Source organism: Pseudoalteromonas sp. ATL1 (genome assembly GCF_058933015.1).
In genome coordinates this window covers 3,608,266-3,626,926 of sequence record NZ_JBZYXL010000001.1, presented here as the reverse complement: position 1 = coordinate 3,626,926, position 18,661 = coordinate 3,608,266, and the positions used below count along the sequence as shown (strand labels likewise).

Genomic DNA, 18,661 nt, shown 5'->3' with positions numbered 1-18,661 from the left:
GCAGGAAAGTTATTTAAGAGAAGAATAAACACACATACCGTTCACTTTATCTTTATTTAATATCTAGATTTGTCATTTAATGTATTGATATAAAAGGATTATTTTGATTATGATTGCGAGGGAGTATTATTGGATATAAGTGCATAAGCTTTATGCATTTAGAGAATATAACCTGCTGAGTGTAAATATAACTGTACGGTGGAGGTCATGGTGTGTGGCTAGATACAAAAAAACCGTGTGGCTAGCACACGGTTTTTAGTGAAAATAATCGCTGCGATTATTGTTTTACAGCGGCTACTTCTAATTCTTCAGCAAGAATATGCTCTTGTGTATGCGGCTCACTAGGACCTTCAGCGCCGTGCATCCAGTCAACAAGCTTATCGCTTAGTAAGTACATTGCTGTAGCAGATAATAACGCAGTTGCACCTAGGCCGATAAAGATACCCATTGCATTGCCAACTGCTTCGTGGCCTTCACCAATGAATGAACCAACCACACCTGCGATTTTATTCGCAATCGCTGTACACAGGAACCAAATACCCATTAGCAATGAAGCTAGGCGAAGTGGCGCTAACTTACTTACCATTGAAAGACCGATTGGTGATAAACATAGCTCACCAAGCGTATGGAATAAGTAGAATAGTACTAACCACATCATGCTGATCTGCATTGTGCCTTCACCAGAACCTTCAGTGATTAGTGCAAGCATCATGGTTAAGAAACCCAGTGCTAGGAAAACTAACGCAATTGCGAATTTTACTGGTGAGTTTGGTTCACGCTTATCAAGCTTCAACCAAATCATCGCAACTAATGGGGCAAAGATGATGATGAAAATTGAGTTTAGAGACTGGAACCAAGACGCCGGGATCTCCATACCCATGAGCATACGGTCAGTGTAATCGTTAGCGAAAATGTTCATCAGACCACCAGCTTGCTCAAAACCCATCCAGAAGATGATGCTGAACACACTCATGGTAAAGATCACTTTGATGCGATCCTTTTCAACTTTTGTTAAAGGTTCTTGCTTACCTGAACTTGATTGAGCCGCAGATAGTTTTGCTGCAGGAACAACACCAATATCGCCTAAGTATTTTTTGCTTAAAGAAAGTTGTAGCACAACGGAAATAATCATACCGATACCAGCGGTGATAAAGCCAGCCTGCCAGTTAACAGCCGCCGCAATACCACCCGCAACAAGAGGACCTATTGCGCCACCCATGTTGATACCCATATAGAAGATAGTAAACGCACCGTCACGACGCTTATCGCCTTCTTCATATAAGTCACCAACCATAGTTGAAATGTTTGGCTTGAATAAACCATTACCAATACACAGCAATGTGAGGCCTAGATAGAAAACGTTTTCTTCCATGCCTGTGACAAGTGCGTGTGGAATACCCATAATGAAATGGCCTGCAGCCATTAAGATACCACCGATAATGATGGCTTTGCGTTGACCTAGCACGTTGTCCGCTAACCAACCACCAAATAATGGGGTTAGGTACACAGCCATGGTGAAAGTACCGTATAGGCTTAGAGCATCAGCATTAGACCAACCAAAGCCGCCATCTTGTGTCATAGCAACGAGGTATAAAACTAAAATGGCGCGCATGCCATAGTAACCAAAGCGTTCCCACATTTCTGTGCCGAACAACAGGAATAGGCCTTTAGGATGTCCTAAAAACTGACCTGTATTAGGTGTTGAACTCATATGTGCTTCCTAATTAAATCAATTGTGTTGTGTGGCCTTATAATTGTCTTTTACGTGCAAATAGTTATGCATTTGAACGGGTGGCCGATTATAGTTACGTGCTCAATTTTCGGTGTGTAGAGACCGACTATCTATGCATTTAAAGTGCGTCAGTATACCCATATGAATCGTATTGGGGAAGTAGTATGCGCTCAGTTAAGGGAAAGATGTTTAAAAAATGTTTCATTGGTATATTTTATACAATTGTGTTTGGCGCTATTTTTTACAACTAACCTTAAGATATACCTAGAGAACATAGGGTTATTTCACATCTTGATTTTAGTGCTTTGAAACAACAATATGCTGATTACTTCTGTTTAGCTGTAAACCAACCAGGCTTTTGACTTTGGTTTAATTTAGAAAGCTCTGTTTTGGCTCTTTCCAAAGTAATATGTTGGCTCGCGATGTCTTGGTAGATCTGTTGGGCAATTGTTTTTCTTTTCACTGCAGCGCCAGCTTCTAAAAAAGACTCAATGACTTGCATAAAAAAATCTCTAATAGGTCGGCGTTTTGCATGTGCAGAACTATTATTTTTCGGACTTTCTTTTTCTAATTTTGTTTGGATAAGATTTAATTGAGCTTGGTGAAACTCATTTTGAGCGTGAGGCGATTGACTCAGTTTATTGACTAACAACATAAGATAACCGCGCTCAAGAACGCCAAACTGATCATAGCTGGCTAATTGTGAGAGATAGCTGTTGAATAACGTGACTGTGATATGTGCGTCACTTAATTGCTCTCCTAAGAAATACACTCTCTGCCATTGTCGCCAGCTCTGCACATAATTAAGTCCAACCCCTTTGATGTTCTGCATACCCACGATAAGTTGGTGCTGGTTGTTGCAAGCTAAACTTTCTAACGTTTGGGTTAAGTTGTCACTACTTATATGGGCGTCGTGGATCAAGATGGTTTTTTGAACAATCAATTTGTTGATGCACTCAATAATTTTTATCTTGTGCTCTTTCAGGCTGCTGAATTGTAACAACGCATCAGCGTGAAGAAACTGCATAAATATTTGTTTAAGATACTGCTGTTGTGTGCTCGTCAGGTTTGATCGCGTTTGCAGGGCTTGATCAAGTGCAGCCTCTGATTCAATGTCATGTGCGAATAAAGGATTTTCAATAAGCGATACATTAAGACGTTTTAGCAATTGCTGTGTGTCTTTTGGGCAATTAAAGCGCTTAAGCAATTGTGAAAGTGACCCTTTGTCGTTGTTGTCGATGATATCTGTGAGTTGCTCATTGACCGCTTGTTGGAAGAAGGTATAGAAACCACTCACGTTAGTACCTACCACCACCAGATAATCAAAGCACAAGTCTTCAGCCATGATGCGAGCAAAGACCTTGGAGCGTGCAACGCGGTCGTCTCGATTATTGATCAATGCAATGGTTTGAATATGAGGTTGTTCAGAGAGTTGGAACAGCGCTAAACGTTGCCAATTTTCAATGGTCGCAAGGCGCTCGTTGGCCGACATACTGTTGACAAATGATTGCCTGATGTGGCCAATTTTTGCTTTTGTGAAGTGCTGCAACACACCAATATCGGGCACGATACGCTCAGCGGTTTCTTTGTAGACGAAATCTTTTTGAATGCCTATGTACTGCGCCATTTTGCATACCAGAGCAATATTGTCTGGGTGTTCGTCATAAGGATAGAGGGCGCGAATATCGGGTGTGATCTGAAAACCATCACCCCAGTGAACTTGGATCAGGGTGGAGTTTTTTTCTTTGGCAGCTTCTTCCAAAATTGGTGCCATGGTTTGTTCGCTGGTAAATACCTGCGTATTCTCACCAACGAAAGCTGCCATTTCTCGCGCTACATCTACGCCACTTGGCCCTAATATATCTTCGTGGTCTGGGTAAGCATTGGTAATGGTGACAAAGTTATCTTTCATCCAGCGACGTAATATTTTTACGTAACGGGGCGTGAGTCCCATGCACTCCCATAAAAATACATCGGCTTTGACGGATTTGGAAAACGCTAAAATATCGCTTTGCTCCCAGATGGTCGCTTTGTTAAAGGGGCGGAAGATGGGTAACTCAAATTGTTCGCCAGAGATTTTGCTATAAATTAAAGAGGCCTCACAGCCAGTGGTTTTGGTGATAGTGCGCAATGCTAATGCGCTAAATAAGGCAGCTTTTAAACGTTCAGTGCCCGACTTTCCTCGCGTACCCCAACCCCCAATTGTAACCGGAATGGCTTTGCGGTTATGAATGATTTTTCGACTTGTATAAAGATGTCGTCCCCAAAAATACGCGCTGAAGCTGACAACAAAAAACATCAGTTGCGATAAGGTATTTTGATAAACAGAGTACGCATATTCTTTAAAACTACTCGCGATTGTTACCATACTGGGAATAAGGCTCAGATTGGTAAACAGCGACTTAAGTTGAGGGTCTACCGGAAAGGCGCATTCAAGCACTGACGAGTAGGCTTTAAACTCAATTTTAAATCCAAGTTTGGTAAGCGTTTGTAAATACCGCTGCTGTGCAAGTTCATTGCCTTTACGTAAGGTATCTAGCGCTCTGAAATGCCATGAGATATGCCAATAAGCACGCAGGCGTGCAAATAAGGATGTTGGTTTGGTGATTAATAAAATCCCATCAGGCGTGTAACTGTGAGCTGGGCTTGGTAAATGATCTTGGCTTAGTATCGAAAGAACATAGTCGAGCAAGGGTAAATGGGGTCGGGCGCTGTGTTCATCCAAATGGTATAAAGCTTCGCCTGGTACATTGGTCTCACTGATCTCGGCTATGCTACAACTTGGTACATGTAACTTTGCACTGGGCCTTTTGGTTTTGGTGTGGCTAAACCCTTGTCGCTTATCGGTACTTGGGTTGCGCAGTTCGTGCAAAAATCGCCAAAACCTACGTGCCTCGATATAGCCTCGTCTGATGTGCCAGCGCTTCTTAGACCATGAAGCATTGAAACCCAGTTGTCTTTGGGCGAGTAAGCTTAACACTCGGCCTAGTGTATGTTGCTCTAATTGGGGATCGACCTCAATGAGATCTGACCCCTCTAATTGCGACTTAATATTTGCAATAAGCTCCTGATTATAAAAACTTGCTAACTGCTCTCGTGTGCGCGCAACGTAGCGTTTAATAGCGATTTCTTCCGGTTGGCTTAACACGTCATTCAATACGCTGATAAATAACCGAAATACTTCGTCTGGTTGATGACTATTGAGCTGCATGTTGAGCATTATTCTGGGGGTTTGCTCTAATACAATGCGCTTTATAGCTAAACTGTTGGGCTTTAAAAGGGTGGTTTGCCAAATGTTAAATGCAAAATCATCGTCACAGTAACGTTCATGCGTGAGCTGTTTTAGGACGGTAAAGCGCACCGCATCACATGACTCATTCTCAAAACGGGCGCGGATAATTTGTTTGGCTAGGTTATCTGGCATACTTTGCGTTTGTTCGATCAAAGCCTGTCTGACTCTTGGGTAGCTATGTTCACTGAGTTGCTGCAGTAAATTGATGTCTTTGTCTGTTAGCTTAGTTTGGCGTGTAATGACTCTGGGCAACGCCGCGAGTATAAATAATTGATCGTTTTTCAGGCTTGCATCGTCTATGGACTCGAGCAACATGGCCCACATATGACCGCGGATAAAAGTAGGCCGCTGGTGGATGAGGATCTCTAATATATCGATAATGGCGTTATATGGTGTATCCTCATCTTCCAATAGTTCCACTAATCTCGCAATGAGATCTCCACTGAGTTCAGTATCTATATCATTGTCTTGAATGAGTGCTACGAGGTTAACCAAAGCGCGAATAATGCTGTGTCGAATGTGCGCGCTTTGGCTCTGTGCAAGCAAGCGTAAAAAAAATGGTTGTAGATCAAGTGTTCGCCAGGTTTTTTCTAATTGTGCTTTGTTATGCTGCAAATAGCTTTGGCCTAACGCTCCTAAACGAGCAATGAGAAACTTGATACTTTGTTCAATAGTTAAAACCTTGGTTTGGTATCTGTCTCGCATTGCGCCTTCGTCAAACCAACGCGCGAAAGCCCGTTTGTCGGCTTTTAGTTGTTGCTTTGATGCCCCCAATTGCTGGGAATAATTAAGAATGTGGATTTTTTTTTCAAGTGCTAAGTCAGTTTTAGAAAGTCGAGAAACAAATAACTGATAGTTGTGTTCCAGCTCGAGTATGGTGGTTTGTTGTTGCTCAATTTTATGGCGTATAAAAGATATGGATTGCAAGTGCAGCCACGACAGTAAAGGTTCGTCTTCTGGCTTGTTCATAAGCAATGGCCAGTCACATAATTCGTCGAGTAACTTTTGATATTTGTGATGATATAGATTGAGCCAAAACCGTTCGGTATCTGCAAATAACAGCTGTTCCAGTTGTCGCTTTATATGCTGTTTATTCATTATTATCCTGTGATATTAGCGCTATATCTGATAAACGTTTAAAGGGTTGCTCACTAAAACTATAGGGCGTAAAACCGGTTGCTCGAGTGTTTCCGATGCGTAATTGCAAGGCAAAAGAATGCTCATCTAGGCGCCAATTTTTTTCCCAGCTGAGTTCTAGTTTCGCCGCAAAGCGCTGATTAAGCGTGAACCACTTTTGCCAACTCAGTTGCGTGACAGGCTGCCAAAGTGCTTTGCTCCTATCATCATCGGAAAAGGCATATTTGCCGACAAGTTGCGCTGCGAATATATTGCCCTCATAAAATTGCCTTGCCAGTAAGGTGATCCGGCTGTTATCTAAATGATAGCCGTCTTTATTACTTGTTGCCTGAATTCTCATGCCAACTTGTTGATCTACATAAGGTTGGGTGAGATATTGATAACCCGCTTGCCAACCATACTTATGTTGCGCTTTATATCGAGATAAAATTGCGGGGGCTATGCTACTAAAAAGCCTCAGGTCGTTAATATCAGCGCTACTATAAAAGTACTTAGGTTGCCACCACCAACGATGTGTTGCAGCACGGTTGTTTTGCCAACGTTGCCCAATTAAAAAGCCGACTTTTGTAGAATAAAAGCTTGATGTCGTGTCTTGAGCGGGTTGCCAGTTGATCTCTAAGTCGCTTTGCGTGTACCAGTCGCTGTGTGGTGATAACCAATCGAGTGCCGCACTGAGCTGGTAGGTTGAGTCATAATGGTCACTGTTTTGTTTGGCAAGACCTAGCTTGTACCAAAAGTCATGCTCGTTATATCGCGCGGTCATACCGAATGTGGTGTAGTCAACCTGAGGTAGTTGATCTTCAAAATCGCTGGCACCTTGTCGTTCCGTCGTCAAATACCCTTCGATATTCACGCGCCTTTTTTGGTGTCGCGTTGTAGTGGTCAAGGTGTTTAAAGAACCGCTATCTGTTTTAAAGGGCGTGTTGGTGTCTTTGTTTTCAACAGTTTTGCTTGTTTGGTGAATAGGTAACTTGTGATTATTTGCACTAAGCTGCCAAACTTGGACTCGCAATCCTTCAGCATCAAGTTGAGGTAGCTGGTGATGCCCTGCTACATAGCTTTTGAAGACTTCGGTGCGCTTATCTTGGTACATATATTCTATTTTTAACAAGGCGTCATTTTGTAGGTCCAAGATGATGGGGTGGTGTTTATCAGCGGTATAAAACCGTTGTTGTTCCTTACTCTTAATGGCTTGCCAGCCATCTGTACCTTCGCTTAATACTTCAATGGTTAATAAATGAGACAAGTATGGTTTGTCCCAATGTAGTGTGATAGTGCCAAAGCTTATTTCTTGCTGACTCAAAACATGCTCAACAGGGACTTGTTCAGTGAGGGAATAAGTACGGCTGTTATGCTGGCTCTGTATAATGACCTGCGCATGTTGTGCGCCATCTAATTCGGCCGAAGACAGTGATAGCCTTAGCTTTGATTGTTTGGGGATAAACTCACTAATATCTAATGTCAATTTCTTGAAAGGTCGCAGAGCAATTCCCGCTAAATTGCCATTTTTAGTCGTATGTCGCGTTACTTGGTCTGACACACTGCGTTGCCTGTTGTTTTCAATTGGTAGCAAGCGGGTCCCTAAAAAGCTGGTATAGGTTGCCATATTTTGCCATTGTCCGTATTGGCTCACGCGACGGTGCAACGTTTTAAGATGATTGGCGACGGGATGTTGCCCCAGCTTTACAAATAACGAAGTAAACTCTTGAGCCGTAAATTTATTTTCACAAAGACGATGGAGCGCATTGTTTAATATCATCGCCATAGTTGCATCAGGCTTGCGCAATAAGTCGGCAAAGCTTTGTGCAAAGTAAGCCGGTGATAAATCATTGTCAAAAAGTACTAACGCTGATTGCGGATCTAATGCTCTGAGCGTTAAAAAGCTGATTTCAGAACTTTTAATCGTGATGGTTTCTCCTTGTTTTAGCGTCACAAAGCCACTGGCTGCAATCGATAAGCTTTGACCTGTTTGTTCAACGGTGGTTGAGGGAATATCGGCGTATATGGGCATTATGCTCATGGGTTGTTCAGTCGAGTTGATATATAGCCAATTGGTTTTAAATGTGTCAGGCGCATGGGCGATTGAGCGAGCAGTCACTTTTAATGTTAATGGGCTAAAAGCGGTTAGGGTAATGGCTTGATCGTGGCTCAATCTAAAGGCTTGGTATTGATGTGACTCACTGTCGAGTGCGACTTGGCCATAGTGGATTAGTTGGTAGTTGGGTTTTTCCTCTAAGTCCACATTTGATAAGTACTGATATCCGAGTGACTGATAGATTTTATGGCTTTCTTTGGTGTTTGGTGGAACATCGTGAATGTGCCATGCAGCCAGTAAAGCTTGCTGATTTGCATAATAAAGTTGTGATAAGTGTGTTGCGCACCAGTCTGGTCTCGTTTTTAGTGAGCACAACCCGATGAGTTTATAGTGTTGGTTTGCGGCTTGATACCGCAGCAAAAGTTGCTGCTTTGCATATTCATTTAATTTTGCATTGCTACTGATTAAATTACTACTTTTTAATAATGCCTCAAGATAGCGAGTCGCAATATTTGCTTGCCCTAATTGCTCTAACGCAGCAATGCGCAGTTGCCAAGCCTGCAGAGCCACTTCACTTAGTGTGCTTTGCACAAGTTGTTTCGATATTTGCATGGTTTGTATCGGTGCCGTTCTGAGCGAACGCCTTGCTTCAGACAGGAGCTTATCGGTCTCATGCTGACTCATGTTTTGCTTGTAGGGGCTTGCTTGGTAATTGGGTAATGCGTTTAAGTACTGAGTGGCGGCTTTTGCTTGATAGTTGGCTAAAAGCGCTCGGATAGTTGGGGACTTATCTGCCAGTTTAGTTGGTCTTACATAAAGCAGCTCGTTGTTGACCAGCGGGCTGATGGTTGTTTGCCGTACGGCAACTTCTATCTCGGTGGGCGTTTGAAGCGTGAGTTGTGTGGCTTGTTGTGTGTTGAATGTGAATACGCTGAATGCCTCGTGTGGCTGAATGTGTAGTTCAAATGTTCGTTCATCCAGTTGAACTTTTAACTTACCTTCATGTTTAACACGGACATACACATTGAGATTGTCATTAAGTGGTGCCTCGTTATTGAGTTTGAATGTCAGTGTATTTTGGATTGTATGGCTGAGAATCGATTGCCTCACTAAGGTGGGATAAACCTGTTGCTCAGAATGTCTGACACCCGATTGTATGTGTGTTTGTTGATACCGCGATTTAACGACTTGGTCGCTCTCGGTAGGGTTTAAAAAAAGGTTTTGTGTCACTGAGGCACGTAATTGCTGGTGGCGCTTTTTGGCCAAGGCAGATGCTTTGGCATAGTCGAAGTTATTTAAGATACTCAGATCTTTGTTGCCATAAATTGTTTGCAAATCGTTTTCTAACGCGTCAATCCAGTAGGGTTGCAGCAAGGATTCTGGATCTTTTTGTGCACTGTCAAAGTCTAAAAATGCACGTTGTGCTTGCTCTATTTGAATAAGTGCCCGTGCATCACTTTGAATAGTCAGTTTGCTATTGTCGTTTACCGCCAAATACTCAATGCTACTAATGCTGATTTTCTGTTTTTTATATTCAAGGGCTTGTGTATCACTCAACGGTAAAATGGCCGAAGGGATCTCATTAATAGACAAATAGATTTTGTTTGATTTACTCAATTGGGATGGCGTACCGAGTAACTTTCTGACCGATATTTTGAGTTTGGCAGCATCGTCAAAGCGAATTGATAGCGGTTTATTCTCTTCGACAAAGTAATACGTGTTTGTTTGATGTGGGCTTTGAAGATGCAGAGCTTGCGATGGGAGCGCTAAGTGGTGGTTGTATAAGTCAGGGGGTATTTGATAGTGGCCTTGTACTATTGCAATTGTTTGTGAGGTATCTGTTTTATTCTCGACATGAAGCACGCGGTTGTCATTTGAAGCGTTGATACGGCAAAACTTGCCCGTACAGACAAGTTCTTCGCGAACAATACTTCTTTTACTATACGTATTATAACTTTGCCAAAGGCGTAAATTGGTTAGCTGCGTGGTGGGTATATCAAGCCAATGACCAGAGGGCAGATAGACGTTTCGTGCTTGTTGGCTTTCGAGCGTGAAGTCTGTGTCTGCAATTTGCCACTCGTTTTGCTCTTGCTCTGGAACAAGCAAATAAGGCGCATGCTCAACCGCATGAGAAATAGCGAACGCAGAGGTTGCATAATATACAAAACAAATGATTAGAGCGCGGATCGTAAGCATGTTGTCAGTTGTTCCATCATCAGGTTGTTATTGATCAGTTTTTCACGCATCGGCTTACTGATCTCAATGTGATAAAACGATTTTGCCATTACATACTGGTGCAAGACGTTTTTTATCCCTCCTAGTTCTGTCACCTGCAGTGGATAACTATAACTGTGTGGGCTGAGTGTCTGTAAACACGCGGTGAGTTGCTGTAATGAACTATCAATGTGCTTGCCTTGGCTCACAATAAAATCGGCTTGCTGTCCGATAGGTGTTTTTCTTTTATTTTGACTGAAACCATGTATTTGAAAGATTTTAGTATCCACAAAACGAGACTGAAATGCCACTATGGCATTGTGGTGTAAGCTGGTTTTGCGTTTAGATAAATCCATTGGCTCAGAGTCTTCGCTGTCACTGTAGCGTTGGTGCGAGTTTGTCACCAGTACCTGACATAGCGATTGATAAATAGGTTCGCCAATCTCTAAGGTGAATTTGTCATAAAATTGGTGAGGAACGGAAACAACACAGTGCTGCCCTTGTTTCTTATACCAAAGGTGGTTGCCGCCATATAACGCGGAAGAGGCTAGCAGGCGATACTCATTATTCTCGCTGAGAAAAGCCCAAGGTGGTGCCTCATGGGGAGCCTGAAACCAATCCACTAGCTCGGTTACAGAAGGAAGATGCGCGTTAGCCGTTGATTGGGCAAGGCACAAAATCATTACGCTGAGTATAACGTTAGCTTTCATCAGACCACCATTTGAGTTCGGGAGTGGGATGCTCGTATTCATTGAGTATACTGAGCCAGATATCTTGTTCTGACTTTAATATTAGCTGGTTTAATTGGCTTATATCGTGACCAATTGGAATCGTCATCGTTGTATAGGCCTGTAAATGCCCAATATTGGGATGCAGCATGAAAGCGTTGGTTTTTTCACTCACTTTAAGCGCAACACGACGTTTTAATAAAGTATATTCCTGTGCGAGGCTCGGTTGACGAAAAGCATCCAGTTTGGCACTGACAACCACAGGAGGTGTTTGCTGTTGCGTTGAGAAGGCTTTAATTATGATACTTTTTGGAGTCGTGGAATAGGGTAGCGAAAGTGGCTCGTTCTTTTTCATAAAGTAAAGCCGTTGTTTGGACCAAGGCCGTTCATCACCTTGATTGATAAATACCTGAGTGTCGTTTGCAAGTCGCTGTGTCTGCGCAAAGGCAAAAAATTGTTCTGCGCTATATTCCCGCGTGAATGGAAATTTCTGGTTTTTGACAATAATTGCGGTTGCCGAGGTTTGGTTTTTGGCTAAGTTAGCGCGGTCAGTGACGATTCTAAATTGAAAATCTTCGGGCGGAACATGCTGCGTGTCGTAACGCTTTGGCTCATTCACTAAAGCGATATTGGATAACGGCAACGCAGCGAAAAGCAGCGCACTGCGATAATGTGTCTGTGATGTTTTTTCTTCGGGTGGGGCACTAAACGAACGCACTTTCAGAATATTTTCTGGTTGCGAGAATGCCTGTGCATTTGAGGCCTTTTGTACAAACCAAGCGGGAATATATAAAAAGTCTTCGGCTTCTGGGTCGCAAAGTTGCTCACAATAAGTGGTTTGATAATTGAAGTGCTCGTTTCTTGCTTGTAATCGAATCGCACTGCTTTTGTCTGTGGCAATGTCTATTTGCGTGACAGCGTCGGGTAATGAGCGTAGATAGAAAATCTCAGAGTCATAAACGGTGCTGCGCGTTGTATCGCTATTGATTGCGCGTTCATAGTGAGACGGGGTTGCGTTCAGCGCTAAGTGGAAGGTTTTGACGACTAAACCTTGCTCATCGAGTAAGCGTATTGTGGCTTGTGTATTCGGCGCGCCTTTAATATCAAGTTTTAAGTCACTATGCGGTTGTACAGCATATTGCACGGTGTTTTGTTCGTGAGTTTGATAATACAAGCTATGTAGCGCAAAAAGGGGCTGTAAATCTTGGTTGTACCAAGACGACAAAACAGGAGATGTTGACTCAATGACGATTAGACCCGGTTTTATTTGGTTGAGTTTGTACTGATTGGCGACCTGAGTATGCTCAGCGGTGAGCGTTTTTGGAGCAGCAAACTTTTTAGGGTCATACCAAGTGAGTTTTAATGCATCGAGGTGTGCTTCGGTCGAAAAATAGAAGTCTTGTTGCTGATAAACATTGACGGATGCTGTGAGCGTATTTGAGCTAAGAAATGCATCGGTACTGAGTTGTTCGGATGAAAAATCATAACTGGCGACATGATAGGGCAGTGATTCGTACAAAGTACCTTGAACGAAGTCGACTTCAGGAATACCGAGTGGCGCAAGTTTTTGCCAGTCATATTGCACTGCGTTGGCGATTTCACTCTCACTCAGTGCGTAAGGACCTAGCGTGTGATATTGACTGATCCTATCTCGCCACGTGACAGGATATTTTTGCCAAGTGCGCTGAATATCTGGCTCATTGGTTTTAGTTTTGGCATGTAATCTAACAACGACCCCTTTGATTGAAGGGTCTTCGGTGACTAAGTTGAGTACAAGCTTGTTCGCATTGTTAAACACGTGTTGGCGCAGGTAAAAAGATTGGCCTGACGAAACATGCAGTGTTTCCCGATTCTCCATTATTTGTTTTGTAAGCTGATCTTTATCAGCAACAAAGCGAGCTGCATGATGATAGCGATCGCCAGAGAGTAGTTGTTGATTGTCATCCCATAGTTCATATTGAATTGCGTAATGTGCGCTGCTATCGAGGGGGTGTTCCGCGCTTAAGATAGCGTTGGATAATATTCGGATCTCAATCGCTTGGGAGGGAGAAAAGGTATAAGTTAGAGGTCTATCGCTTTCTAGCCAGTGTACCGTTGAACGCGTCTCTTCGCCTTGTTTTTGTAGCAAAGGTTTCGCTGAGGACAGCCAATAAAATAGTTTATATGCTTGCCAGCTGAGCGTGCCGACTATGAGCAATCCAAGAACCAGGCGTATCAGCCATTTTAAATTATTCATATGCGCCTCGTTTTGTGGCGTCGATAAAGGCCTGTCTGTCTATGGTGAGCTGCCTGTTCGGCAAATAAATCATCGCCAACCTGTGCTGCTCTTTTACAACTAATGCAAGTTCGTTATACGGATAGATTGAGGATGTACTTAGACTGCATGAAGAGAAACTGCGGCATATATTCGCAAGCGTTGGCAAATGCAACGATTGACGATATAGCTTAATACTTGCATGCATGTGTGCATGTTGAGTATTGGTCAAGGCGAGCCAGTCGTTCTCGGTTAGTTTTGACATAAAAATAGCATCACCATGATGCGACGTTGAGATGGCTCCTAGCTTTTGCGCAAGCGTGCGCTGCGATGTTGCAAAATGCTGCTTGTAATCGGCAGCGAGCCACAGTGTTGCTAATTCACTGTTGGCAGAAAATAGATCATAACCAGTTTGTGGGGAAGCACCGATCTCGAGTCCGCGAGTGGCTTGCTGCCCACTGACTATTTGATGCTCGACCCCCAATTCAGTTAACGCATTGCGCAAGGTATCCAGCAAGACTTGATGCTGTGGGCTCGCTGTTGTGTGCGCAAAAGACAGTGCACTAGGTCTTATTGAAGACGGCTCACTGTGGCTTCGTATTTGAATACTCATGCTATTTTGCTGTGCGTAATGGCGCAGTAAACTTTGATGAACAACATTAAATAGCGAGGCGCTGTTAGTTGGATTCACCACATTTGCTGTGGGTGAAGCATAAGGGTGCGCACCGGCAATAAGCATGGTTTTTGCACTTGTATTGGCAAATAAATGCGCGGCAAATTTTAACGTGTGGCTTTCAAAAAGGGGACGAGGCACTTGAATAGAGAGTAAATTTGCGCTGCCTAAACGGATAAAATAAAGCCCTTGTCCTTTCTCATAATAGTTGGCACTTTCTAGCGGTGACAACATAACAAGTTGCTCATCCATATTCCGTACAACAGATAATTTGTAGCCGACAAGGCTTGCCACGGAATTAATGTGATCGAATTGAGTTTGGAGTTTGTTAAAGTCTGAATGGTGACTCAAATTATCAGCAAGGCGATAAAGGGGCTTGAGTATTTCAAACTCCCATAACGCGGCCTCATTGAGCGTCGGAGGGGTGTATTGGCCGCTCCCTTTTGCACTGATGTGTGTTGTAAATTCAGTGATGATGTCTTCCATTGAGTCATCAAGTCGTTCAACTGTTGCGAGCGTTTTTTGGCTATCAGAGAGCGAGGTTACAGCCAATAGACGGGTGTAGCTTTTGTGGTCGATAAACACTTCCAGCATTGCATGTTGATACGTCGGGTAAGGCAAGCTTGTGTTTGCCGCTAAACCAAAATGATGGTGCTTACAGCTCAGCATGTCTGAGAGTTGTGTTTGTCCAATAGAGTGAGGTAACTGATTAAAAACCCAAAACTGACATGGGTCGTTGCGTTGTGCTGATGGCAAGCTTTTACGACTTTTAGCCGTTAACTCGCGAACCTGTAATAGTTCCGAGGTTTCCAGTGCTTCAAGAAATGCTTGATAAAATATACTTTGTGGTTTGTAGGTATCGCTCTGGGTGACAGTCACGTTGTTCCCTAAAACGAGCGCGTTACTGTGTAAATGATGGAGTAACATCGCGGCGACATCTGCAGCCGAACGCTCCGAAGCAGGGTGTGGCACACTGATCACATGATTGGCTTTAGGGTGTTTTGCAATAATAAATAATCCTCTAGGCGCGTTTTTTTGGTTGTCTTGAATGTAGAGATATTCTTGGTCTTGCCGTAGAGAAAACCCGAGCGAGTCGAGCGCTGTGGCAACCGTGTTGTGTACCTCATCATCTTCTCTATGTTCAATCAGTAATTCAATCACGCGCTTAAACTGGGCAACTTGCATTGCATTGCTGTATTGGCCGACGGCAGACCCTTCGCGAGCAGCTATGTAGAGCAGGCTTTTATAGGCGTTGATTTGTGCCGAAATAGATAGAGGTTGTTGCTTTTCGATGGCAGGTTGGACGCTTTGGGCGGCGAATTGTGAGGGAATAAACATAATTAAAAATCCAATTAGAATAGCTAATGCCCCCCCTAAAATAGAAGTTTGAAAGGTTGCCCTGATGATGAGACCAAGCGCACTCTTTTGGTAAATTTTCAGTGCTAAGAGCGTCGATAGCATGTAACCAAAAGCGAATGTATCGGTGACTTTTATGTTTGGGTAAAAATGCACAACACCGTAATTCAAGGCAAGTTTATATAAAAAACCAATGTTGAAGAAAAACAGTAATAACCGAGCGCCTTCCAGGTTTGCCTGCTTAAGTCGTGTGAATTGTAGTAGGCTGGCGCCAATAATAAGAATAACCGAAGTCTCAATAAATGAGGTAAGGAGCTTACTGGGTTGAAGTAGCTGAAGTGCCAGTAAAGCGGGTAATAGTATGCCGTTGAACTCCCAGCCATAACGAAGGTTTGCTCTGGAGGCGATAAATGCAGTTAGCACCAGAATGATATACGCTTTGGGCGCTGCGACGATGGAAGAGGCGACCGCTTCATACATGATGGCTAGATTGGCGATACTGAAATTGGTAAAAGGCATGAGTACATAACGCACCAGCAAATAAGTGATCAGTAGCTGAACGGCGGTGACTTTTACCCCGTACCTAAAGCCACTGTTCCACATTACATTCGCAGTTAAAGCGATGATCACCAAACCCAAACTATGTAGGTCCGATGCGTAATCAAAGCTGATATCCCATAGTTTCATTTCGTCAGCGACCAGCGGCCAAAATGCACTGTCCATAACTACTCGAACCAAGATGCTGATCAAAATAATGGCAAAAAAGCGGTCTCGGCCAAACATTTGAGCATAACCAAGTCGCTCCATAAGCGTTTGTGCACTGAGACGCATTAAGCCATACACTACAATAGCTTCAATCAAGATCACAGCCGCCGAAGTCGGACTGACAATGAGTAAGGGAACAAGGTAGCCAGGCACTACGAGCCCGGTCAGCGGAAAACCAAACCTTAAGTTAAGAAAGCAGACAACCGCAATTCCAACCCAAACGGTGGTGATAACTGATTGTCCTAATCCGCCTCCGCTTGGAAAAATGCTCAGCACCCAATCCACTATGCATCACTCCAACTATCGGTATCTGAGCCATTGTTAGGCAAGGTCACTGGGCGTAGTTTTGCAACGATATTAGGGTCGTCTTGCGTTGCCAATAAATAGGTGATGTCGATAAACTCAAATAAGATGCCCGAGACTGAAAAAGGAGAGCCAGTCTGACTGCTAGTTTCAATCTTATCAACGCTCATAACGGTTAAGATATATTGATGAGTGCCAAACTCAACAAGACGTGTAAACCGGCCTTTGTGCAAGGTGAGATAACGCAGCTTTCCTTTTGTGGTATCGGCATTGAATTGACAGCTATGCATGAGTAAATCGAACGCAGACATGCCGAAAGTTTTTAAATTTTGCTTTGCTGCCAACTGTTCAAAAGCTTTGTTCACTTCAACAACTTGTCCAAATAAGTTAAACATGATCACCGCACTATTCAAATGATTGAACAGATGCTCTAGAGTTGAGAGTTTTTGCTCCATGCTTGCGATGGCCGATTGCACTTTTCTGCTTGGCGATTCGGATAAGTTTAAGGTCAGTACCCGCGTTAATGTTTGGCTTTGTGATTGCTGTATTTGCGCCGAGATATGATAGTGATAAAGCAGCTCGCCTATCTGACTGGCGAAACGATTTACGTTGTGGATAAACGCGGCTTCGTTAAAACTCTCCTGTCTGTTGACCGTCATGACCCAAAAGCCACGAATATCACCGGCATACATGAGCGGCGCTATGTATTGAAGTTCATTACTATTGAGACCCTTAAAAAATGGACGCGCTATTTTTATGGCACCTAACTCTTTAATGGCATCGCTATAAGGGGGGCGTTCATAATCTCGTCTCAATTCCTCTATGTCATTCAGTTGACAGTTAATTGCTTGGATTTCATAAAGGCGATGATCGCTTTCGACGCGCGCTAAAAACATGCCTCGATTTAAACTGAGTTGCTGATTGACGAGGCTGAGTACCGACTCCCAAGGGCTCGACTGTTCAATTATAGATTTTGGTAAATAGCGCCCAAACATACGCTGATTAAGGTTATTGATGAGCTTCGATAAGTGACGATCTTGTTTGTATTTGTTGTGCAAGAGTACCGATGCGAGGGATAACCAGGTTAATAAAATCAGTTGCACAATGGGTATCAGCGTATTGGCAAAGACAACCAATAAGTAGCCAATCAATAACCACATGATACTAGTGAGCAACGCGATTGCGGCACCTATATCGATAACGTATTTTTGCAGTACGAAGAGCAAAAAGATGAAAAAAATGACTTGCAGAGTTGCAGAAAGTTCTGGAGATAAAAGGCTAACAAATATCTGTTTATCTAAATTGTGCAGTAAGTATGCATAAAGGAATACAGGGTTGGTGCTGTGGCTGAGTTGTGGCGCATTAAATGGAATTTCAAACCCACCATGACTTTGTGTTACGAGTATAATTTTATCTGCAAATTGTTCTTTGAATATATCATCTGCAAGTACACGTTGACTTGTAAATTTGGGCAATGCACTGAATGGCAAACTGAAATCAATTAGACGCTCAGTCATGTTTTCAGTGCGTGTGAAGAGCGTTTGTAGCCAAAGATGACAGTGGTTTGCTGGTGGGTTGTAAACAATGTATTCATTAAGCCAAGGAGAGATTAGAGGGGGGCAGTTTGCGGGAGACGAGCCAACAAACAACACGGACGGGCTTTTAAGTTTGCTGTCTAATGTAGATGAAAAAACCACGACAGCTTTGGGGGAGAGCGCCTTCACCTTTTCAATGAGCTGATGTTGCTCTTGAACTAAGTCATTTGTTTCAATCACGACAATATTCGTTGCCTGATTTTGCGTATGTTGAGCGATAACAGCATATACAGGTCCATTCCAACTTCGTAGTACACCGTAAAGCGCACACACCACTATGGCTATAAAGGTGCCAGTTAATAGCCAAAAAGAAGGTGTTTTTCGCAGAATAAAGAGTTGTTGTTTTACCGACACGCAATGCCTCGTAGCAATAGGGCCCACTAATAAATGACTGTTGTTGGACGCAACGGATATTTTTATATTTCTATAAGCGTAGGATAAATCGGGGAAAAATCACTAAAATGAGCAATGATATTGAACATATGTTCTCGGTTTTTAAAATGGCTTGAGCCTGCAATAAATACGGGTGAGATTTCCGTGATTGAACTCTGTGCTTAGTCGCTTACAAAGTGTGGGG

General features: G+C 43.1%; 7 protein-coding genes. All 7 read right to left on the bottom strand.

Translation table 11 applies throughout. The annotated features are described in order from the left end of the window. Positions 1-277: 277 nt before the first annotated feature. The 7 genes from AC5FX4_RS15915 to AC5FX4_RS15885 all read right to left on the bottom strand — a co-directional run bounded on the left by AC5FX4_RS15915 (position 278) and on the right by AC5FX4_RS15885 (position 18,438). Positions 278-1,711, bottom strand: coding sequence for a peptide MFS transporter (locus tag AC5FX4_RS15915; RefSeq protein WP_493607316.1), 1,434 nt, complete (start codon positions 1,709-1,711; stop codon positions 278-280). 346 nt (positions 1,712-2,057) lie between these two features. Beyond that, positions 2,058-6,122 (bottom strand): poly-gamma-glutamate synthase PgsB, encoded by a 4,065-nt coding sequence (locus tag AC5FX4_RS15910; RefSeq protein WP_493607315.1) that lies wholly within the window; start codon positions 6,120-6,122, stop codon positions 2,058-2,060. After that, positions 6,115-10,392: a hypothetical protein gene (locus AC5FX4_RS15905; protein WP_493607314.1), complete on the bottom strand. Its 4,278-nt coding sequence runs from the start codon at positions 10,390-10,392 to the stop codon at positions 6,115-6,117. The genes AC5FX4_RS15910 and AC5FX4_RS15905 overlap by 8 nt, the downstream gene beginning before the upstream one ends. Continuing rightward, complete coding sequence (locus AC5FX4_RS15900) at positions 10,371-11,120, bottom strand: hypothetical protein (protein ID WP_493607313.1); 750 nt, start codon at positions 11,118-11,120, stop codon at positions 10,371-10,373. The genes AC5FX4_RS15905 and AC5FX4_RS15900 overlap by 22 nt, the downstream gene beginning before the upstream one ends. Continuing rightward, complete coding sequence (locus AC5FX4_RS15895) at positions 11,110-13,374, bottom strand: hypothetical protein (protein WP_493607312.1); 2,265 nt, start codon at positions 13,372-13,374, stop codon at positions 11,110-11,112. The genes AC5FX4_RS15900 and AC5FX4_RS15895 overlap by 11 nt, the downstream gene beginning before the upstream one ends. After that, a complete protein-coding gene (locus AC5FX4_RS15890) occupies positions 13,367-16,471 on the bottom strand; it encodes a poly-gamma-glutamate biosynthesis protein PgsC/CapC (RefSeq protein ID WP_493607311.1) in 3,105 nt (1,034 codons plus the stop codon). The genes AC5FX4_RS15895 and AC5FX4_RS15890 overlap by 8 nt, the downstream gene beginning before the upstream one ends. Then, positions 16,471-18,438 (bottom strand): hypothetical protein, encoded by a 1,968-nt coding sequence (locus AC5FX4_RS15885; RefSeq protein WP_493607310.1) that lies wholly within the window; start codon positions 18,436-18,438, stop codon positions 16,471-16,473. Before AC5FX4_RS15885 ends, AC5FX4_RS15890 begins: the two co-directional genes overlap by 1 nt. Positions 18,439-18,661 lie beyond the last annotated feature (223 nt).